At 37.4% G+C, this 21,444-nt stretch carries 20 protein-coding genes; 15 read left to right on the top strand and 5 right to left on the bottom strand.

Annotated elements, in window-relative coordinates; translation table 11 throughout:
- The 9 genes from IPP61_16030 to IPP61_15990 all read left to right on the top strand — a co-directional run bounded on the left by IPP61_16030 (position 1) and on the right by IPP61_15990 (position 7,212).
- Positions 1 to 834 carry a M48 family metallopeptidase gene (locus IPP61_16030; GenBank protein ID MBL0326660.1) on the top strand — a complete coding sequence of 278 codons (834 nt, stop codon included), beginning with the start codon at positions 1 to 3 and terminating at the stop codon, positions 832 to 834.
- 116 nt (positions 835 to 950) lie between these two features.
- Complete coding sequence (locus tag IPP61_16025; GenBank protein ID MBL0326659.1) at positions 951 to 1,544, top strand: hypothetical protein; 594 nt, start codon at positions 951 to 953, stop codon at positions 1,542 to 1,544.
- Positions 1,541 to 2,287 (top strand): hypothetical protein, encoded by a 747-nt coding sequence (locus tag IPP61_16020; GenBank protein ID MBL0326658.1) that lies wholly within the window; start codon positions 1,541 to 1,543, stop codon positions 2,285 to 2,287. Before IPP61_16025 ends, IPP61_16020 begins: the two co-directional genes overlap by 4 nt.
- Positions 2,284 to 3,036 carry a hypothetical protein gene (locus tag IPP61_16015; GenBank protein MBL0326657.1) on the top strand — a complete coding sequence of 251 codons (753 nt, stop codon included), beginning with the start codon at positions 2,284 to 2,286 and terminating at the stop codon, positions 3,034 to 3,036. The genes IPP61_16020 and IPP61_16015 overlap by 4 nt, the downstream gene beginning before the upstream one ends.
- On the top strand, positions 3,033 to 3,308 hold the full coding sequence (locus tag IPP61_16010) for a hypothetical protein (protein MBL0326656.1): 276 nt from the start codon (positions 3,033 to 3,035) through the stop codon (positions 3,306 to 3,308). The genes IPP61_16015 and IPP61_16010 overlap by 4 nt, the downstream gene beginning before the upstream one ends.
- Positions 3,309 to 3,664: 356 nt before the next feature.
- Complete coding sequence (locus IPP61_16005; protein ID MBL0326655.1) at positions 3,665 to 4,681, top strand: tetratricopeptide repeat protein; 1,017 nt, start codon at positions 3,665 to 3,667, stop codon at positions 4,679 to 4,681.
- A 267-nt stretch (positions 4,682 to 4,948) separates the two neighbouring features.
- The gene (locus tag IPP61_16000; protein ID MBL0326654.1) at positions 4,949 to 5,170 is read left to right on the top strand and encodes an antitoxin VbhA family protein; all 222 of its coding nucleotides are present in this window, start codon (positions 4,949 to 4,951) and stop codon (positions 5,168 to 5,170) included.
- Positions 5,171 to 6,046: 876 nt separating this feature from the next.
- Positions 6,047 to 6,712: a hypothetical protein gene (locus IPP61_15995; GenBank protein ID MBL0326653.1), complete on the top strand. Its 666-nt coding sequence runs from the start codon at positions 6,047 to 6,049 to the stop codon at positions 6,710 to 6,712.
- A 173-nt stretch (positions 6,713 to 6,885) separates the two neighbouring features.
- A complete protein-coding gene (locus IPP61_15990; GenBank protein ID MBL0326652.1) occupies positions 6,886 to 7,212 on the top strand; it encodes a hypothetical protein in 327 nt (108 codons plus the stop codon).
- Between the two features lie 322 nt (positions 7,213 to 7,534).
- On the opposite strand, the gene IPP61_15985 is transcribed toward IPP61_15990, so the two are convergent.
- The 3 genes from IPP61_15985 to IPP61_15975 all read right to left on the bottom strand — a co-directional run bounded on the left by IPP61_15985 (position 7,535) and on the right by IPP61_15975 (position 10,989).
- Positions 7,535 to 7,759: a hypothetical protein gene (locus tag IPP61_15985; protein ID MBL0326651.1), complete on the bottom strand. Its 225-nt coding sequence runs from the start codon at positions 7,757 to 7,759 to the stop codon at positions 7,535 to 7,537.
- On the bottom strand, positions 7,741 to 10,665 hold the full coding sequence (locus tag IPP61_15980; protein ID MBL0326650.1) for a glycoside hydrolase family 9 protein: 2,925 nt from the start codon (positions 10,663 to 10,665) through the stop codon (positions 7,741 to 7,743). The genes IPP61_15985 and IPP61_15980 overlap by 19 nt, the downstream gene beginning before the upstream one ends.
- Positions 10,666 to 10,794: 129 nt before the next feature.
- Entirely contained in the window at positions 10,795 to 10,989 is a 195-nt protein-coding gene (locus IPP61_15975; protein MBL0326649.1) for a hypothetical protein, read from the bottom strand.
- A 434-nt stretch (positions 10,990 to 11,423) separates the two neighbouring features.
- On the opposite strand from IPP61_15975, the gene IPP61_15970 reads away from it, so the two are divergent.
- On the top strand, positions 11,424 to 12,152 hold the full coding sequence (locus IPP61_15970; protein ID MBL0326648.1) for a hypothetical protein: 729 nt from the start codon (positions 11,424 to 11,426) through the stop codon (positions 12,150 to 12,152).
- A gap of 283 nt (positions 12,153 to 12,435) precedes the next feature.
- Here IPP61_15970 and dnaJ read toward each other — a convergent pair whose 3' ends face one another.
- Positions 12,436 to 13,590, bottom strand: a complete 1,155-nt coding sequence (dnaJ, locus tag IPP61_15965) for a molecular chaperone DnaJ (protein MBL0326647.1) — start codon at positions 13,588 to 13,590, stop codon at positions 12,436 to 12,438.
- 63 nt (positions 13,591 to 13,653) lie between these two features.
- Positions 13,654 to 14,199, bottom strand: a complete 546-nt coding sequence (locus IPP61_15960; protein ID MBL0326646.1) for a nucleotide exchange factor GrpE — start codon at positions 14,197 to 14,199, stop codon at positions 13,654 to 13,656.
- A gap of 542 nt (positions 14,200 to 14,741) precedes the next feature.
- Here IPP61_15960 and IPP61_15955 point away from each other — a divergent pair.
- From IPP61_15955 to IPP61_15935, 5 genes are all read left to right on the top strand, one after another.
- On the top strand, positions 14,742 to 15,437 hold the full coding sequence (locus IPP61_15955) for a US12 family protein (protein MBL0326645.1): 696 nt from the start codon (positions 14,742 to 14,744) through the stop codon (positions 15,435 to 15,437).
- Between the two features lie 140 nt (positions 15,438 to 15,577).
- Complete coding sequence (locus tag IPP61_15950) at positions 15,578 to 19,216, top strand: hypothetical protein (GenBank protein MBL0326644.1); 3,639 nt, start codon at positions 15,578 to 15,580, stop codon at positions 19,214 to 19,216.
- Between the two features lie 66 nt (positions 19,217 to 19,282).
- Entirely contained in the window at positions 19,283 to 19,915 is a 633-nt protein-coding gene (locus tag IPP61_15945; GenBank protein MBL0326643.1) for a response regulator transcription factor, read from the top strand.
- Between the two features lie 54 nt (positions 19,916 to 19,969).
- Positions 19,970 to 20,584 carry a Crp/Fnr family transcriptional regulator gene (locus tag IPP61_15940; GenBank protein MBL0326642.1) on the top strand — a complete coding sequence of 205 codons (615 nt, stop codon included), beginning with the start codon at positions 19,970 to 19,972 and terminating at the stop codon, positions 20,582 to 20,584.
- A 434-nt stretch (positions 20,585 to 21,018) separates the two neighbouring features.
- Entirely contained in the window at positions 21,019 to 21,444 is a 426-nt protein-coding gene (locus IPP61_15935) for a DUF2141 domain-containing protein (GenBank protein MBL0326641.1), read from the top strand.

The raw sequence follows: 21,444 nt of genomic DNA, 5'->3' as shown, positions 1-21,444 counted from the left end.
ATGAATAAAAATTATAAGATTTTACTGACGGTTTCTCTAATGGCTGTGTTTGTATGGGCATGTCAGAGAGTGCCTTTGACCAACAGAAAGCAGTTTGTTGGGCTGGTATCGGGTGAACAAATGATGAGTCTGAGTTTTCAGCAATACAAGGGATTTCTGGATACCGTAAAACAAGTGCCGGCATCAAAAGCCGATGCCCAGATGGTTGCCAGAGTAGGTGAAAGAATAAAAAAAGCAGCGGAGAATTATCTGATTCAACAAAATCTGGGTTCCTTATTAGACGGATACCAGTGGGAATTCAGAACTGTAGAGAGTAAAGAGTTAAATGCCTGGTGTATGCCCGGTGGAAAAGTGGTTTTTTATACGGGAATATTGCCTATTTGTCAGTCGGAAGCGGGTATTGCGGTGGTAATGGGTCATGAGGTGGCACACGCCATAGCCGAGCATGGACGCGAGCGTATGAGTCGTGCAATGATGGCACAGGGAATCACTCAATTAGGAGCTGTAGCTGCAGGAGTAGCCACAGGCGACCAACGGGTAATGGAAGCCGCAGGGCAAGTATTGGGAATTGGAACTACGCTGGGTGGAGTATTGCCCAACAGTCGTAAACAAGAGGCAGAAGCAGATAAAATTGGATTGATTTTTATGTCAATGGCAGGTTATAATCCTCAGGAAGCTGTGGCTTTCTGGCAAAGAATGGCGAAAGCAGCCGAAACCTCTCAAAAACCTCCGAAATTGCTTTCGACTCACCCTACTGATGAATCCAGAATTGCGAATCTTACAGCACAAATGGATAAGGCAATGAAATATTATTATGCCTACGGAAACAAATAAAAATATTTACAATTATAGTTCTAATCCTGCCCTTTACCGGGTGGGATTTTTTTTGGGAAATAAGAAATCCCGAATTGGAACGTTTATTGTAAAAATAAATAAAAATCGTTTTTTGAATGTTAAAAACAATATTGGCACTTTCCGCCATGGTGTTATTGAGTTCCTGCCGAAAATTTGAGGATTTCCGGGAAAGCGATCCCAGTGCTCAGTCGGAAGGTTATTTTATAAAAAAAACCATAAAAAGGAGTGCTCTGGATAAAATTTGGCTCGAACCATCGCGACCCCTAAAAAACATTAGTGACAGCTATCGTACTGAGAAATTTCTATTCATTGCTGAGTATGCAGAAGGCATTCATATTTTCAAAAACCCTGAAAGTACCAATCCTGAGCCTCTTTATTTTCTAACCGTACCCGCCTTGAGAAACTTTACCGTTAAAGATGACCATATCATTTGCAACAACGGTGATGATCTCATAGCCTTTAAAGTGAAAGGACTTGAATTTCTGGACCAATTTAAACCCGAAAAAGCCGACAGCGTGATGTTTGCTCCCGGAAATATTGGATTTGTAAACCGCAGGAAAAATGTTTTCAAATTTCCGGATTACCCCGAAGCCCGGAATGTTTACTTTGAGTGCCCTACGGATACCACAGGGTATATATTGGAATGGGAAAAAAGGAAAATCACCACAAAACTAAGCTGCTACAGATGAAAAATATAAAAATCACATTCGGAGTTTTGATTTTGATCCTAATCATAACGGCTTGTTCTGAGGTTGAAAAGATTGGCTCATTAAGGATTTTGGGAAGTAATACCGAAGTTGAGAATTTCAGTGAAACGGAAGATGGTCAGAAGATAATTCTGAGCAAAAACTCCATCAATTTTCTGGCCGATGAGTTCATTACGAATCTGAATATGCAAACCTTAAAGATGGATTCGGCTGATATTGAAAAAGTTGCAGGTAATGCCGACACGCTGGTTTACTTAAGTTCAAAAGGATTAGGGGCGATTTTCCCCGGTAACAATATCAAAACCAAATACTATGCCTCCACCGCAATCAGTATTTGTGATCAGATTGCCCTCATTGACAGCGTAATATTGGTGGCAGGCGGTGGCAGTGAATGTCTGCCCAATTTAGAGCCGGGGATCAAGTTTTTTACTATAGACAAAAACAAAGACATAAAACTCAGGAAATCAGCGGGTTTTGATAAGGTGATTGACATAAAATCGATGCAAAGGTTTTTAATTTCTCTTTCCGCAGATGGTAAACTGACCGTGAACCGATTAAACCCGGACCATACGCTTACCCAAACTTCGGAGAGTAATATTCCAGACGCCAAACATATCAGGATTATCCCCAAAATGAATAAGTTTATGGTGAGAACACCCACTTCAGTATGGCAATTTGAACTTTCGGACCAGGGTATTTTAAAGAAAATCAATCAGGTAGGATGAAAGAGCGAATATTGATTTTATTATTGATACTGTGTGGAATGAATGCGTTTTCTCAAAAAAATGCAGGGATTGATCTGGATGAACAGGCAACGGTTAAAAATGTGGAGTTTACCCATGTGCCTTTTTTATTGCTGCGGTTTAACCCCACCACGCTTTTTGGGGTAAATAATACACTGCAATATGGAGCTGAGCTCGCTCCGCCTTTTGGGCGTTTTAGTTTTTCGTTTGATTATGGCAAAGGAAAAGGCTCAGGCAATCTGAATAAAGATTACAAAAAGACCATGCCTTTGAACCAAAATGTAGAATACCGCGGCGAAATCAAAATGTATTTTTCAGATTGGTATCCGTTTTATGCCCTGGACAAAAAGCCTTTTGGGAGATATTATGCCATAGAATACGTCAATGGCACCTACGACAGGGTCATGAATGCTTTTGTGGGATTTGGTGGTGAGAACCTTCCCTCCTACGCAACCATTACCGGGATTGAGTTTCAGGAAACCCGGCAGACGGTAAATCTGAAATTTGGTAAGCATTTTCAAATCCATAAACACTTATTTTTAGATGGCTATATTGGTGCGGGACTGGGAAAATATGCTGTAACAGAGGCAACCTTCACTGATCCGGATTTTGACCCCAATTCCACCATCCTACATTTGGGATATATGACCAACAAAAACATTAATCAACCGGAAACCTCGGGTTTGTATTTTAGCAAAACCGCAGGAATCAGAATTGTGGTGCCTTTATGAGAATATTTAAATTATTAATATTGAGCTTATTGACCCTTAGTCTTAATGGCTGCTGGGCACCCAGATGCCCCATGGAAAGTTGTCATATAAAAATGGAGCACCGGCATTCTACCCAGGTATCGGGTACATTTTCGGGGAAAAGCATAATGGCTGTGCCGAGAATACATTTTTTGTGGGATAAGGAAAAAGGTGAGAAAATAACCGAAAGCGGAACGGTACCCAAAACCTCAAAACGCAAAATGCGTAAGAAGTTCCCATGGGAAAGGTGGTAAAGGCTGTTTTTTGACTCATTTATTCCCGGCATGGAGTCTAACCACTCGCAGTGCTTTTGCCATCCAAATTTTTAAAACTTCTTTTCAAGTTTTTGCTGATACATTTCTTTATTTGAAGAAATATTTTTTTACTTTCGTAGTGAATTTGGAACACACGGTCTACTCCGGAGGTAAGTATTAACCGACAACGAATAGTAAAAAGAGAAAAATATGACACAATATCAAACTATTTTAATAGCTAAGCAATTTCGTTTTAAAAAAGATAAATATGTCATTTTTGTAAAATGACCATTAGTGCATTTTAAATCACTCTCACATGCTAGATAATTGACAATTAAACTAAAAATCAAACAAATATGAGATTATTAATAACATTAACTTTTGGATTATTCTTTGGACTACCGCTTTTTGGACAAGATAGTAATGTAAAAGAATTAGTAGTACAAGGCACTGAATTGCACGATTTAGGAAAGTATGATGAAGCAATAGCTAAATATAAGGCAGCTTTAGACATTGATCATAACTCAACTTTAGCAAATTATGAATTATCTTATACCTATATGGTTTCTAAAAAATATGAGGATGGGGTTAAATACAGTAAGAAAGTTATTGAACAAAAAACAAATAATCTACATGAGGCTTATATTGTGTTAGGAAGCTGCCTTGATATGCTTGGAAAACCTGAAAAAGCGATTAAAGCATATGAAGAAGGTTTGAAAAAATTTCCAGAAAGCAATCTTTTGAACTATAATCTTGCTTTTACTTTATATAATATTAAGGATTATGATAAGGCTGAAAAGGCAGCAATTAATGCTATAATTGCAAAAACAACTCACGGAAGCAGTCATATTTTATTAGCAATAATTATGAAAGCTAAAGATCAGAGAGTTAAATCATTATTGGCAACCTATTATTTCTTAATGTTGGAGCCAAATACCAAACGCACAAAGATTCACTACAATAGTCTAAAAAATCAACTGGGTCAAGGAGTTGAAAAGAAAGATGAGAATAATATTAACCTAAACATACCTTTAAATTCTTCAAATGATAGCGAATTCGGGGCTGCAGAAATGATGGTAAGTTTATTGGCAGCTTCTCAATTTACTGAAGAAAACAATAATAAAACCGAAATGGAGTCATTTGTTGAAACCACAAATAAGTTTTTTAGTATTTTAGGTGAATTAAAAAATGAAAATAAAGGCTTTTGGTGGGATTTTTATGTGACTTTATTTTATGACTTAGTAAAAACAAATAATTCTGAAGCATTCAGCTATTATATATCTCAATCTTCTGATCAAGATAAAATTGAAAAGTGGTTTGCTGAAAACCCACATAAAATGCAAGAATTTAAAAAATGGATGAATCAGGAATAAACGATTAAAATCAATACACAAGACAGATGATTGGTCATGGAGCCTTAAATGAAAACTTGGAATTTTATTCTTCAATTCCAATTCAGTGCTTAGTCTGTTAATAGCCTCCAAAGTGACTCTGAACAACGTTTATTTATTTTAAGATTTGATACATATTTACTGTTTCATTTTGTAACAAAGACTCTCAGAAAAAGGCTCTCAAATACGAAAATGGTTAAGTTTCATAAAAATTTCTTATTATTGTATATACTTTCTAAACCTGAGACAATGTATAAAAGCATAGAAATAGATCGTAAAAACCTTACTATAATGGGTGTGAAGTTTTCAGACCTGAAATCTCTGGAAAATACTGCCAATGCGATTGGAACAAATATGTTTGAAGGTTTTGAACCGAGTAAAGATTTAATTCAACTCTATGTAGATTGGAAATCAGGAAAGTTTTCTGAATCTGACTTTTTGTCAAGGTTATATACTATTCATGGAAAATAGCTACAAATATTTAGACCCGCTGAAAGAAGACCATTGCCTTCCATTTTGAGAATACCGCTCTTGTCTTGTAAAACGAAAATGCTTTAAGGATCTGCCCCTCCCCCAAAAAATTAAGCTAAAAAGTACCCTTTCCAAAAAGGCATAACGGTTCTTTGCTTAGCTCTATACATTATCAAAAAAATTACCTCTGCCCTGCTCCTAAGCTAGATTTTCAATATTCAACTCGCTTCCTGGCAATAAAATACCCCCTCCGGGAATAATCAAATCGTGAATTTAAAGGTTCCAGGGGCTTCAAATAAGTTAAAAGCCCCCTCCAAAAACTTTTTTACCCCCTCCAAAAACTTTTTATGACCCCCCTAAAACTTTTTTACCCCCTCCAAAAACTTTTTACGACCCCCCTAAAACTTTTTATGACCCCCCTAAAACTTTTTACGACCCCCCTAAAACTTTTTACGACCCCCCTAAAACTTTTTTAGACCCCCCTAAAACTTTTTATGACCCCCTTAAAACTTTTTTACGACCCCCTTAAAACTTTTTTAGCCCCCCCCTGGAACATTCCAAAACCCACCTGTGATTTACAGATTCATAGTTTTGAAATAAAAACTACCGCTAGGAAGCCCGGAAACCACTGATATATAACCGAAAAAGAAAAATCTCATTTATTTAATTGCCTTTCAAAATCAATTTTTTACATTCGTAAAGATTTTAGACCACACGGTCTGCAATGTGAAATGTATTAACCGACAACGAATGCTAATATATGGATATGTATTTTAATATAAATCATTTAAACAAAAAACATCAATTAACCTTAATAATGATATAGACGCAATTGGGCTATTGAATTGGATCTATACTAATGTTAGCATCAATTTTATGAAACGACAACTAATAATCAACATAGGACTAATTTTTACAATGACAAGTTGTGCTGTGTTCAATGCTGATTTACGATATAAGCCGAACTCAACAAATGAATATTATTATCCATTGTTAAGTGCAGAATTTACAAAAAGACGAAATGACTGTATTGAGAAAAAGGAATTTCCGTGTAATTTTCCTGAACCAAATGACACTTTAAATGAATTTGTAAACCAATGGTATTCAAAACATTTAAAAAGTATGAAAGAACCAATACTTTACAAATTACAGAATGACAACAAAAAAATAATCAGGTTTACACATTTAGGAACTTGGTCAAATCCTTTTTCATACAGAATAGAAAATAGTAATGGACAAATTACTTTGACTTACAGTAAAACAAAAGGACTTGGTGGTTATGACGCTGGACGGAGAATTAAACACGAACAGAAAATTATAAAATCAGAAACTTGGGAGAACATAATGGCGAAAATAGATAGTGTAAATTTTTGGAATATTGAAACTCACGACCCAAATATGATACTTGATGGAGAAGAATGGATTTTAGAGGTATTGATAAATGGAAAGTATCATTTTGTTACACGGAATAGTCCAGAAAATTACGGTGGAAAGGAATATGCCGAATTGTGTAAACTTGTAACGAATGCTGACAAACAATAAAAAAATGGTGCTAACAGCCGTTTTGCAAAAGCGGGGGTTTCGTGCTTCTATGACAGTGAAGTGCTAAATTCAAGCTTTGTGCATCTAATGAAGTTTAGTGCTAAAAATCCCCGCCTTCGCAAAGCGGCAAAACGTTATAATCAAACCGACGGCGACACGTTAAAATAGAAGCCATGAAAACAATAGATTACAATTCTATTTCTGAAGCCATTACCGAATTATCAAAGATTGGACAAATAGAAATTGTTACCAAGCTTGAAAATATTTTGGAGAATAATGAAGTGGAAAAGCCAAAGTTACATAACAGAAAGGAAGATAAAACAACAAGTTATTACAGAGTAAATTTAGCAGAAGAAGAGTTAGAAGTAATCACAAATCTTTTTTTTGATTTAGAAGTTGGAAGTTTAACCGCAGAATATGAAGCTGGAAACTCAACAGAAAAATATGTAACGCTTTTAAATAATTGGTCAAATATTAGTGGAGAAACGGCCAGCTTATAACATTTAGCAAAGTAGAAGAAAGCCCTCGGTCCAAAGGTTCCCGCCTTCGTACGTGCGAATACCGGCCTTTGACAGGAGAAAAAGAATGTTACTCACCAATCATTAATTTCAATGATACTTCAAGGTTTAGTAAAATCAATTATTGGCCATTTTGGATTGTTTTAATATTTCTTTTGCGGTAAAAACTTTAAAATCTCTTACCAAATCAAATAAACCCCCTTTTCCGCCGTCAATTTATTAAACGATGCACTTTTGAGAATTCAACAAAAAAATATACTTTTCTCAGTGGTTACTTTTCTTAAAAAAGAGACAATCATTCCTCTCAATTACACCCACTAATTTCTGCTTTAAAAACAGTATTGGATAGTGTTTCAAAGCCATTTTCTAACAAAATACTTTTGCCTGCCTGAAATGTAGTGTTAGTTGGGTTAATAAGATTATTTGCTTTAATTTGTTCGGTAGCTTTTTCGGTTTGGGTAGCTACTGATGGAACATTTATCGTCAAATGGGTTGGGCAAGGTGTTTTTTCTACAAATTTCGATAACATACGAATATAGCTGGCCTGGGTGTAAATACCATTTTCGGTAAGCTCCCACGAATTTTGAGGATAACTGGTGTTCCAATCTTTATATGATTTTTGAGCAGGATTATTCTGTGGGGGGAAATGGTGCCACCATAACTTGCATCAGGTGCATAATTGGGGTTTGCTCCTCCGGGGACAATGCCGGGGGGTGGGCCATACAATGAGGTAAAAACATTATCATACGCTGTGCCATCACCAAACCAACCATGATAAAATTCGTTTACCGAAGAGTCGGCTCCACTGCTGTACATATTTGTCAAATACACTTTGCCGATAGGATTTACCCCATGAAAATAATGAACAAAACCTCGTGAGGCATTTTCATAATTGGTAGCGTTGGCAGCATTTAAGCCATATTGTAGCATGGCATAATACATCGAGCCTTTTCGGCCCTTGGTGGTGTTTGATCCCCATTGATAATCCTGAGTTTTTAAATAGGCCCGGTACGCATCGGTATTACCGGTAAAACTTGGTAAATTCTCATTAGTGTTTTGCATCGAACTTGTAAAAGCGTTTTTGATGGCATTCGAAACGCCTTCCGTTGCTCCGCTCGTAAAAGCATAATAAAGCAAGGCATCCTGGTAAGCGGCTTCAAAAGGATAGGCAAATGTCCACTGCAAAAGGTGCATATTGGCATAATTGGCATCAAAAGTAGTTTTATAAGTGCTATTTCCTGTCAATGCAAAAAGATACGCCGTTGCCGAGCACTTTAATGCCGTTTGGTACTCATAATTGCTTACTTCAGGGTTGGCACTCTGAAAACCCGCATTCGTAAAAACTATATTGGGATTGGCACTTGCCCATGCGTAGGCATTGATCGCAGCTGTTTCTAAACCCGCTCCATAAATAGCCAAAGCAGGTATGGCTTTGTAAATAATAGCGGCATGGGCAAAAACCGAAGCCGCCGTTAGTGTGGAAGAAGTAGAAGCAGCTCCATAACGATGCGGGGCAGTATCGGCACTGGGAGGCGATGCCGAATCAAAACCGGTGCCACTAACTTTACTCAAAACCGAGCCATCGCTATTTTGCATTTTCAGGAGCCAGTCTAATTCATATTTTATTTCATCCAAAATATCAGGAATCCCATTACCTGTTTCGGGAATCCCAAAATCATCTGTCCAGATACCGGGTTTTTCCTGGTAAGCAAAAAGCAAATCGTGCAGGGGCGAATAGGTAAAATTGGTGTATTTGTTATAATCGCCGGCATCATGCCATCCACCCGAAAGATTTTTTGAGGTAGCAGCATTGCCGGGGTCGCTTACCAACCGGCAATCTAAATCTTGATTGGCATGAAGATGACATGCTGCTTCATCATTCCATTTTCGTCCACCATAAGCTATGGCTTTGGGCATTCCGCAGCGTTGATAAAAAAATGCACGAGTAGCGTGTTTTAACACATTTCGATACACATCTTGCCGAATTTCAAAACTAAACGAACGCTTGTTTTGCGTAACGTCATAAATATAATAGTCGCCATCAGTAACCAATGCCGAAAAATCAAACCACCAAATTTTATCTCCCGATTGGTCATGTGTAGCTCCACTGTTCCAAACCGAAATTGTTCCGGAATAGACCATTGCATCATCAATAACTTTCCGCACCTCAAGCGTATTGGAAGGTGTAAAAGCATTATTTATTGCATTATAACCAATCACAGGATTACTGATAACACAAATTTTTTGTGCATTGGTCTGATAGCCAAATTGGTCAATCTTGAAATGTGTATCAATACTTGGTGAACCTCCACCTCCCGAAGTACCAACAGTAATCACCGAACTTGCTGCTGCACTTCCTGCACAATCAAAACACTTTACGGTGTAAGTAGTTGTTGCGGAGGGTGTTACAGTAATAGCAATAGCTCTTTCTCCTGTTGACCAAAGGGGTGTAGCATTGGCAGGACAACCACTTGCCGAAATATTTTGGCTTTGACCCTGGCTTATAGTTGCCGAAGTTGGCGATACCATTGGAGCTGTGAGCGTAGCTGCAGCAAACGTGCTTAGATTAAAATCTTTGAGAAAATTCCAGATTTCGCCGGGTGTATCAAAACCGCCACTGTTGCTGCTTGCCCAGCCATGCCCCCAGCCTTTGATGGCAGCCAACACAACCTTCTTATTGCTTGGGCAAAAAGTCAGGTAATCAACATTGGTATTGAAAGCAGAGGTGGTATAATCGTAAATGCCGCAATTCAAATTTGCATAACTTGCCTCAGGCCACACCCATGAAGGATGTGTGGCAGGCGGATAATTTGGAATCGGAAAAGCTACGGTGTTATCGGCTGTGCCATGCACATGAAAAATAGGTACTTTAATTGAACTTGTATTTCCAAAATAAGCGTTTTGGTAAGCAGTTTCGCCCCACAAACTTGCTGCCACAGGTGCTATGGCTGTAACTTTATTGCCAAGAGCGATAGCCAGGAAATAACAAAAAAATCCACCGCCAGAATGCCCGGTGGCATAAACACGGTTTTTGTTGATGGCATATCTATTGGCAAAAAAATCTATCAGGTCGCTTGTAAACTGAATATCGTCAGCAGCATTTGTTTCACCAGATGGGGCAAAACCCGCCACATTATCGGCATATTTGTTCCATTGTTTCGTTCCCCAAATGGTTGTTGCATCAGGATACACTACAATGAAATTCTGACTATTGGCCAAAGCATCAAAACCTGCATAATTTTGAAAACTTGCACCTGTACCCCCATCGCCATGATAGGCAATCAGAACAGGTAAATCACAGTCAGGATTATTGGCTGGTAAATGATAAGTAAATGTGCGGCTTACCCCTCCGGAAGTTATAGTACCAGTAAGGTTGATTTGGGCATTTAGCTTAATAATACTCAACGCAAATACAAGTAATTTGAGGAGTTTCATTTGATGCGTTTTTTATCAAGTAAAGATGCAATCTTACTTTAATTATTGCTACATCATTTTATTTAATGGATTATTAGCGTATTGACATTTTATTTTTAACCTGCTAAACGGGTAATAATGAGTTAACATTTACGAATAATACAAAAAGGTAACTAAGTAAACCTTTTTAACCCAGCTGTGCAAAGGCTCCAGCCTTAGTGCGTGTGAATACCGGTCTTTGACCAGAGAAAGTAATTCACCATTCATTAATTTCAATGATACTTCCAGGTTTAGTAAAATCAATAATTGGCACTGAAGAAACGGCAACATCGACGATTTCTTCATTTCTTGCGTAATTTGATGCACTGGAATATAAATACACTGATACGCTACAATGAGAAACCTTAAACTGATAATTTCCTTTTACTCCTGCTACGAAGCCCGGAAACCACTGATTGATAACCGAAAAAGAAAAATCACATTTATTTATTTGCCTTTCAAAATCAATTTTTTACATTCGTTATGATTTTAGACCACACGGTCTGCAATGTGAAATGTATTAACCGACAACGAATGATTACCAACAGATATATGTTTGAAAATAAAGTAATTAAACAAGAAATGTCGATTACAATTAATAGCGATATAGACGCAATTGGCGACGTAATTGGATCTATACTAATGTTATGTAGAATTTAAAGAGAATGTTTAAACCTTATCATTTACTATTCGTTTTCCTCCTCAATATTTCTTGTAGAGATAATTCGGATCGACATTACATGTTCGATGATTATGATTATGAAATAAGAACTTTATCGGACTTAAATATATTTGAATCTTCCGAATTCTATAAAAACGACATTTTAATTCGTCGGATTGAGGATGAAAGTTGTATGACTTACTATTACAACAAGGGCCAACTTATCGAAACCAAATGGGGACGAATTTGTCCAGGTTTTGTTAGAAACTTACTAATTCATGATTTAGAAGGTAATTATATAGCGGACTATATAACCCGAGATTCGGTTGTAAATTTGGACACAATTAAATATGAACAAACTAAATTTTACAACATTCACAATCAAATTATAAGAGAATTAATCCATGAGTTTAACGCAGAAGATGGTGAGAGAATTAGGTATTGGAGAGAATATACTTACAAGCAAAATAAGGTTGATAAGGAATTTACTTACATTAACAAAGTCCTTAATTGGAAAGGTCAATATTACTACGATTCCCGCGGAAATTTAATAAGAATAGAACGCTTTAGAAACGGACTTTATGAGAAAGAATTTTTCACTTATAACAATAAAAATAAACTTATAAAAGAAGAGATTAAAAGCACCGACAACCCGATTACATCAGATGTAACACATAGTGCTGGAAATAACTATAAAACGTACAAGTATGACTCCAAAGGATTCTTAATTGAAAAAGACTTCTTTAATCATAAAAATGAAATTTATCATATAGAAAAGTACCAAAGAATACCTTTGAGGATTAAATAAAAAACTCTACATAACACTAAAATTTACAAGATCTTTTGCATCCACACAAGGCCAAAGCACAGAAAAGCCCCGCCGTGCAAAGGTTCCAGCCTTCGAATGTGCGAATTCCAGTCTTTGACCGGAGAATGGGAATACCACTCACCATTCATTAATTTCAATGATACTTCCAGGTTTAGTAAAATCAATAATTAAAAGAAAGGAAATTACAAGAAACTAAACAGCACCACAAAAAAATGGCCTCCCTTTTTCAAAGAAGACCATTCTATATAGTTTTTAGTTTGTATCAATGAAAGAAGTCTTTCATTTTGTCGAATATGCTCTTATTGTCGCTTCCGGCTTTGGGCTGGAAGTTTGGCGACTCTCTTAGCTTTTCCAATATTGCCTTTTCTTCTGTACTAACTGTTTTGGGCGTATAAATGTTTACATATATCAGCTGATCGCCTGTGCCGTAACCGTTCAGGTCTTTTAAGCCTTTGCCTTTTAACCTCAAAACCTCTCCTGCCTGCGTTCCTGCCTTGATATGTATTTTAACTTTCCCAGTCACCACCGGAATCTCCACTTCACGGCCCAATACGGCATCTACAAAGTTGAGGGGCAGGTCATAAATCAGGTTGTTGCCGTCTCTCTTCAGTTGCGGATGCTCCTCTTCTTCAATCTGAATCAACAAATCACCGGCCACACCACCACGACTAGGCACGTTTCCTTTGCCCGACATCGAAAGCTGCATTCCTTCGGCAACACCGGCAGGTATTTTGATGGTAATCATGTCTTCCTCGAGCACCCGGCCTTCTCCAAAACAAACATCACAACGATCGAGTACTACTTTTCCTTCTCCGTTACACACATGACAGGTGTTGGTGGTTACCATTTGCCCTAACATGGTTTGTTGTACCCGTCTGATTTGGCCAGAGCCATTACAAGTACCGCAAGTTTGGAGTGAGTTTCCGTGTTTGGAGCCGTTACCGCTACAAGATTTACAGGAAACGTATCTTTTTACCTTGATTTTTTTCTCTACGCCATTGGCAATTTCTTCCAGGTTGAGCTTAAGTTTGATTCTGAGGTCAGAACCTTTCCTCACTGCCCTTCTGGAGCCACCGCTACTCCGGCCACCGCCGAAAAAGCTGCCGAATGGGCTGCCATCACCAAAAATATCACCAAACTGGCTAAAAATATCTTCCATGTTTACGCCACCGGCACCGCCAAAGCCTCCGCCACCCAGACCTTCATGTCCGAATCTGTCATACTTTGCCTTTTTGTCAGGGTCAGAAAGCACGCCATAGGCCTCGGCTATCTCCTTAAACTTGTCTTCTGCCTCTTTGTCACCGGGGTTTTTGTCAGGGTGATATTTGATGGCAAGTTTCCGGTAAGCTTTTTTCAGCTCCTCAGCCGTAACCGACTTTGACACTCCCAGTACTTCGTAATAATCTTTTTTAGCCATTAATATTTTGCTTTGGGCCGTCAGCTATAAGCTTTCAGCTATTTAATATTTTTGAACGGATAATCAGCTACCTACCACCACTTTGGCGTATCTGATTACCTTATCGTTGAGATAATAACCTTTTTCTACTTCATCAATCACCAGGCCTTTTTTGTCATCGCCGGCAGCAAACTGCGTGATACATTCATGCAGTTCCACATCAAAAGTCTGATCTTTTGATTCCATGACTTTGAGGCCTTTGGCTTGTAAGGTCTTTTGTAATTTATTAAAAATCAAATCAATACCTTCTTTGATCGCCTTGATATCCTCAGTGGTCTCCATTGATTTCTGAGCTCTTTCAAAATCATCCATGATAGGCAACAGCTCTTTCATGAGGCCTTCGGTGGCATGCATCACGGTTTCGATTTTTTCTTTTGCAGTTCTGCGTCTGAAATTGTCGAATTCAGAATATAACCTGATATACTTATCTTTTGCCTCAGCGATTTCAGATTCCAGTTTTTGGGACTCGCTCAACATTTCCTCAAACATCGGAGTGTCATTAGAAGGTTCTGTGGCTTCTATATTTTCATCATTTTTCACAATTTCCTCCTCTTTCTTTGCCTTTTTCATACAAAACAGATTAAAATTTCTTATCAGGTTTTCAATAATTATTCCATAAATGATTTTTCTGCCAAAGTGTCAGATATTGATATTATTTGACAATAAAAAAATTCATAATCCTATTGACTTAAAACTTTTTAACTTCAAAATTAAATCAAGTATGATTTTTGTATATTTTTATAATATTTATTGTCCAACTAAATTCTATTTATCCAATATTATGGCCTTAAAATACTGCCAGGAAAGTTTTTTTTCATTACAAAAAGTACCTTTCTTTAAATTTTCTTTGCGTCGCCTTTCCGGCTGGGACTTACTTTTTTTTGAAAAAAAGTAAGCAAAAAAACCTTCATAAAACAATGATCCTCTCTAAAAATTTGATTTTCAAATTCTTATTAAGATTAATGTTTGTATGAATCAAATTTTTAGAACGGACTGTTTTATGATTTAAAGGAACATTTTTTTTATTTATATTTGTCGGACATCAGAAATATTCTTAAAAGACTTTTTACCGCAATTTTATTTATTTTTTAATTTATTAAAACACAAAAAAAATGGAAAATTTTGATTACCAACTTGTTGCAAACGCCTCTGATACTGAGAGAGTTAATTTTTACAAAAAGACTTATCTCCATGTGGCGATGGCAATTTTAGCATTCATCTTAGTTGAGACTATTTTATTGATTTTTACCCCTCCAGCCGTTATTGAGTTCATGTTAGGCGGCCGACTTACCTGGCTGGCCATAATCGGGATTTTCTGGTTGGCATCAATGCTGGCCAATGGTTTCGTAATGTCAGAGAGCCGCAACGTTCAGTATGCCGGGCTGGGACTTTATGTTTTGATAGAAGCCCTCATATTTCTGCCTATGATGTACATTGTGGTGGGTCTTGCCGATTCAGCCGATGTATTGCTTCAGGCGGGTCTGTTTACCTTGTTTCTCTTTGCCGGACTCACCTATTTGGGTTTTACCAGTAGTACTGATTTCTCATTTATGAAGAGCATCCTTGTATTGGGAGGTTTTATTTCAATTGGTTTAATTGTTTGCGGGGCATTATTTGGCTTCGAATTGGGCCTTTGGTTCTCTCTGGCGATGGTTTTACTTGCCGGTGGGAGCATTTTATACAATACCCAAAATATGAAAGAAGTTTATCATACCGAACAATATGTAGGAGCGGCATTACAGCTTTTTGCCTCAATTATGTTGATGTACTGGTATATATTAAGAATCTTGTTACGCTCAAGGAGATAGATTTATTTGAAAATATTAGAAAGCAGGCTCAAAAGGTCTGCTTTTTTTGTCATAAGATAAAATTCATTCCTTTTATTTCTTAAAATATGCCCGGAGTGACTATCTTGAGGGGTTTTTCGTTTAAAACTATTATTAAAAAATTGATTGGAATAAAATATAAACTTTTAGTTGGGATCCTCATTTTCCTTACAATCAGCACTTCCGGACAATTGCCACCTTACCGGGTGAACCATTTCGGCACAAAGGAAGGCCTGTCTCAGGGTTCTATCTATGCCATTTTGAAAGACAGCCGCGGTTATATGTGGTTTGGTAGTCAGGATGGGCTCAATATTTTTGACGGGAAGAAAATCAGTATCTACAAACCGGACCCCGATCAAAAAAGAAGTGTTTCGGGTCTGAAAATCTCAGGTATCCTGGAAGATTCCAATGCAGATGTATGGGTAGGCCACGAAAACGGATTGAGCAGGTATGATTTTGAAAAAGATCAGTTTACCAATTTTTTCCCGGGAGAAGAAGTGCTGCCCATTGCCTTTAAGTTTGGGAAACTGTGGTTGATGTCGTCAAGAAAAGGATATATCAGTCTGGATGTCAACAATTTAAAATATTCCAGTTTTTACAAAAAAATAAAATATACACCCAACTTCACCAGCAATTTTAATTCCATAGAAATTATTTCTCCGACAGAATACTGGATCGCAGAAAACCACGGACTTGTACATTTCAAAAACGGAAAAAGTACCAACTATTTTTCGGAGAATAAAAACAATGTTTTCGGGAAACATCTGAATATTATTAAGATTAAACTATTTGATGAAAAGTTATATCTGGGAACTGCAGAAGGCTTAATAATATTTGACCCTAAACTACTTAAATACAAGAAGATAGACAAATTCAATGGGCAAATTTTTGGTTTGGTTCAAAGTCTGGATTTTGATTCAAAAGGTAAGCTTTGGATGGGAACCGAGTTTCTGGGTTTGGTAATTTATAATTCCAAAACCGGAAAAATGGATAATATCAAAAGAAACAGTGAATTTAAAGCTGGCATAAAAGATAATCTGGTTTCTCATCTGTACATCGATAACAATGACATCGTTTGGGCCAACAGCGATCCCTATGGTATTGATAAAATCGATATTTTACCGGGCAATTTTGCCAAAAAGTCGATCGATTTCCCTATCAATTTCCCTTCTGAGCTAAAAAACAACAGCATTAGGGCTGTATGTGAAGATGGAAATAATCTATGGCTGGCGACCTTAAACAGCGGGCTCTGGCTTCTCAACCGGAACGATCTAAGTTTTAAAAAATATTTTATCACTTCCAATTCTAAACTTCCCTCCAACCACCTTTCCCATTTATTAAAAACCCAGGATGGAAAGATATTTGTGGCCACGAGCAATGGTTTAGCTCAGATAGTCAATGAAACCGTAAAGGACATTCCTATAAAAAAATACTTCCAAAACAATGAGGATGCTTTTATCAGAAGTCTTGACTATACAGACAAAACCCTGATAATGAGTACTGAAAAAGGAATATTAAGATACAATACCCAAAACGGCCAGATCAGCTGGGATGAAAGTTTCAGAGAAGACAGGGTGATTTTTACTTATTCTGTTTCTCCAGCCGAAAGGTTGATTTCTACGATTGATAAGGGTTTATTTCTGCAAAAAAACAATTCTTCGTTTCATTTATTGAAAAATGTGATTCCTGTTTTTGTGAAACAAGATATCAGAAAAAACTTTTGGGTCGGCACCAGCAATGGGCTCTTTTACCTCAACAAATCGGGTAAAATCATCAAAAAATATGGACAAAAAGAGGGCATGCCCAATGAGTTTGTCTATTGCGGTGAGTTTTCAGATCCAAATAACCTTTGGCTGAGTACCAACCGGGGCATTTGCAAACTCAATATACAAGATGAAAAATTTGTGACCTTCAACCTCAACGACGGATTGCAGGATTATGAATACAATTCTTTTGCATCGTTGGCATCAAACGATGGCCGGCTGTATTTTGGAGGCGTAGATGGGCTGAATTATTTCTATCCGGGTCATATAATCTCTGAAGCACAGATTGAATATAACCAACTGACCAACAATGCCAAAGAGCTGATACCCATTCACTTTCAGGCGTTTTTGGATGGGGATAGACAATATAAAAGACCGGAAATAAACAACCCGGCTTTTGAATCAAAACTGAAAGAAGTAAGCGGTGCGATTCCCAATTTCCTCTATACCGATGCACAGGCATGGGTTAAGTTTAAAATCAAGAATAATTCCAATCAAACCTGGTTTCTGGAAGTAGAAAACACCCGCTTAAGTGAGCTGGAAGTCTGGATTTTTGAAAAAGATCAGGAGGTATTTTATGGCAAATCCGGTGACCAGTGGCCGTTTAAACGATATAAAATAAAAGACCCCAACCCTATTTTTGAGCTTAATCTTCTTGAAAATCAGCAATATGACGTTTACATAAGAGCGGCTACCACCCGTGACTTAAAAATACCCGTAAGAATCCTGAATGAAAGTGAAATTACGGCTCATATCAGCAACCGGAAACTGGTCTGGGGTATTTTCAGCGGTTTTATCATCCTTATTTCTTTTTACAATCTGTTTTTGTTTTTTACAATCCGGGATCGCACCTATCTTTATTACATGATTTATATTTTGAGTTTGGGTTTATTCCAATTCTCCATATATGGTCTTTCTTTTCAATATTTCTGGCAAAATCACCCCTTCAATGAATACGCCTTTCTGATGTTTTTGTACGTCTCTTATATTTTTATCACCTTATTTACCGAAAAATTCCTGGAGCTGGAAAAAGAAATAGAATTCTGGAAACCCATCAAGTATTTTATTCTTACATTTTCTATTATTTTATTGATAGTCACCCCTTTCTGGCATCCCAATCAGATCAACTATTTTGCGATTGCTCTGAGTATGATTTTTTCGTTTTTGTATTATTTGGTTTGCATAATTTACATAAAACGTAGAATTGCCATTATTTACTTTTATGCTTTTGCCGTGTTTTTTCTGACTACGGCATCTTTAATCATTGCCTTGCAAAATCTGGGTGTATTAAGCAGTTTGTATCAGGAATATGTGTTGATGATAGGCTCAATGTTTGAAATCGTATTGTTTTCATTGGCTTTGGGGTATAAGTTCCGCCGAAACCAATTGGAAAGAGAAAGACAGCAAAGGCTCCGGAATCAGATTTCAGGAAACCTTCATGATGACCTGGCGGCTTCATTGAGCAGTTTAACCATGTATAGTGAGTTGAGCAAAAGAAAGACAGGCTCAGAAGCTGAAATCAAAGAACGCCTGCAAACCATTGCCGATAAGGCAAGAGATATTCTGGGCAGAGTGCGGTTGGCGGTATATGAGCTCAATCCTAAAAACGATAATGAAGAAAACTGGCTGGAAAGGATTTTGGATTTTGGAAAAGAGATTTGTGAAGCCAGGAACATTGATTTTTTTGTAGAAATAGAAGATAACTTTAATCCGGATAATTTGCACTTTGAAAAACGCAGGGAGTTGATATATCTGTTTAAAGAGGCTCTAAACAATGCCGCGAAATATTCTGATGCAGAGCGGATTACGCTTAAAATGTGGCAGGAAAGAAACCGGAAAATTATAGAATTAAGCGACAATGGAAAAGGCTTTATTTTAGATGATCCGAGGGGTGGAAACGGACTGATCAACATGCGGGCGAGGGCCGAAAAAATAAACGCTGAATATAAAATCAGCAGTGCAATCAATATGGGAACCACGATAAAAATCAAAATTTAACCCACTTATATTAGTAGTATTATTGATAAAAAAAATCTGTTTATTTTGTCTTTTTAAAAACCAGGAATGATCAAAGTAAGTATTTACGAAGACCAAAAAGAAATCAGAGAGCTATTAGAGGAGACCATTTCAACCGAAACTGATATTCTTTTGGTGGGTTCACATTCCAACGCACGGGCGGTTTTGGAAAATACCCGGCGTGAAAAACCCGATGTGATACTTATGGATATTCAGATGCCGGGCCTCAATGGCATTGAGGCTACTCAGCTGGTAAAAGATAAATATCCCGAAGTCCAGATATGTATCCAAACCGTTTTTGAAGAAAATGAAAGAATCTTTGCAGCCCTTTGTGCCGGTGCAAATGGTTATATTCTAAAGGCTTCTTCTCCTGAAAAATACATTTCGGCCATATTTGATACCTACCAGGGTGGCTCGGTGATGAGCCCGGCAATCGCCCGAAAAGTAATTGGTATGTTTCAGATGCAAAATGCCGCAGTCAAAGAATTTGTAGAACTTACCGCCACCGAGAAAAAAGTATTGGATTTATTGGTCAAAGGCCTGAGCTATAAGTTAATAGCTGCCGAAATGGGTGTGAGCTTCCCTACGGTAAATTTCCATTTAAAAAATATCTACAAAAAACTTCATGTTAACTCTGCCAACGAGGCCATAAGAATGGCTTTGAATAATGGTTTGGTTTGAAAATCTCAAACAAATTGACTTTATTGGGGTTATGAATTAGATAATGTTTTTGTCATGACCGACCAGCAAGCCATAGATTTGTACCTGAACCATTACAAAATGCTCTGTCCTGAGATTGAGGTGGATATCCTCAATTATATCAAAGAAGACCTTCAGGTGGTTAGGCTCAAGCCTAAGGATTTTTATCTAAAATCGGGTGAAATGCAGCATTCGCTTGCTTTTTTGGTGCATGGTTTGGTGAGGGCTTATTATGAAGATTTGGAAGGAAATGAGAAAACAGCCTGGTTTTCGTATGAAAATGAATATGTGACAGATTATCCCAATTATATCAGCAGAAAACCTTCAAAATTCCAGTTTCAATGCATAGAATCCTGTATCATGGTCGAATTGCCCTATGAATCCATGCAGGATGGTTACAATAAATACAAAATCATAGAGCGGTATGGCAGATTAGTAACTGAGTATGCAGTTGTAGGTCTCCAATACCGTATTGACGGATTTCTGTTTAAAACTGCTGAAGAAAGATATCTTGATTTTATCACTCAAAATCCAAAGTTATTTAACCGGATTTCGCTCACCGACCTGGCCAGCTATCTCGGCGTAGAGCGACAGTCTTTGAGCAGAATCAGGAGCAGGCTTAGTAAATCAAAATTACCGTCAAACGGATAAAATAAAAAAATGTGACCTTATAACAGCCTGCACTGTCTGAACACAATCAAAATTCTCATTAAGAGAAAATTGAATTTTATAAATAAATGATTTTGAGAATTTTGAGTGTGTGAGTTTGCAGGCGGTCGGCCGCTGCCGTGCAGTTTTTTTTGGAGGTACGCCTCTCCGATTCGTTTTTTTCGACTGGGCTGGCATACCAGCGGTGCCACGGTTGGCAAAAATGAAGGCCCAGGCGGCAGCCGGCACAAAGAATGAAATTGGAGTGTTTTTCTATTTTAATAAAATACCATTTTTATAAAAAGAAAAAGCCTGTTTTCCATTTTAAAACTATTTAACAGCTTGACAGTAAATCCAAATGAAATTTTGTCACAAATGTGACATGTGTATTTTATGAACACTGTTCATTTTTGCAAAAACATTAATTAAAAACAATTATGAAAATTCTTATTATTACTATCTTAACATCGCTGGGTTTCATGGGAATGCCAGATAAACCTGAGCTTCAGCTGAGAATTCAGAACATCAAAAACGCCAAAGGGACAATCAGGATTGCGTTTTTTAAAAAAGGCAGCGATTTCCCTAATGGAAACGACATCAGCCTGGCGAAAGAAATCAAACCCACCAAAACTGGGGAACTTTTGCTTAACATCACCGATCTGCCACAGGGAGATTATGCAATTGCCGTTTACCATGACCTTAATGGCAATTTCAATCTGGACAAAAATGTCTTTGGCTATCCTACTGAGCCTTTTGGTTTCTCTAAAAACTTTAAACCGAGATTTTCCGCTCCTGATTTTAATGACTGCAAAATCAGCATTCACAATACAGGATTACAAACCTCGATTAAACTCATCGATTGA

Source organism: Cytophagaceae bacterium (genome assembly GCA_016722655.1).
Lineage (GTDB): Bacteria > Bacteroidota > Bacteroidia > Cytophagales > Spirosomataceae > Leadbetterella.
Note: the sequence above shows the minus strand (reverse complement) of the source record. Positions and strands in the feature narration are given on the sequence as shown.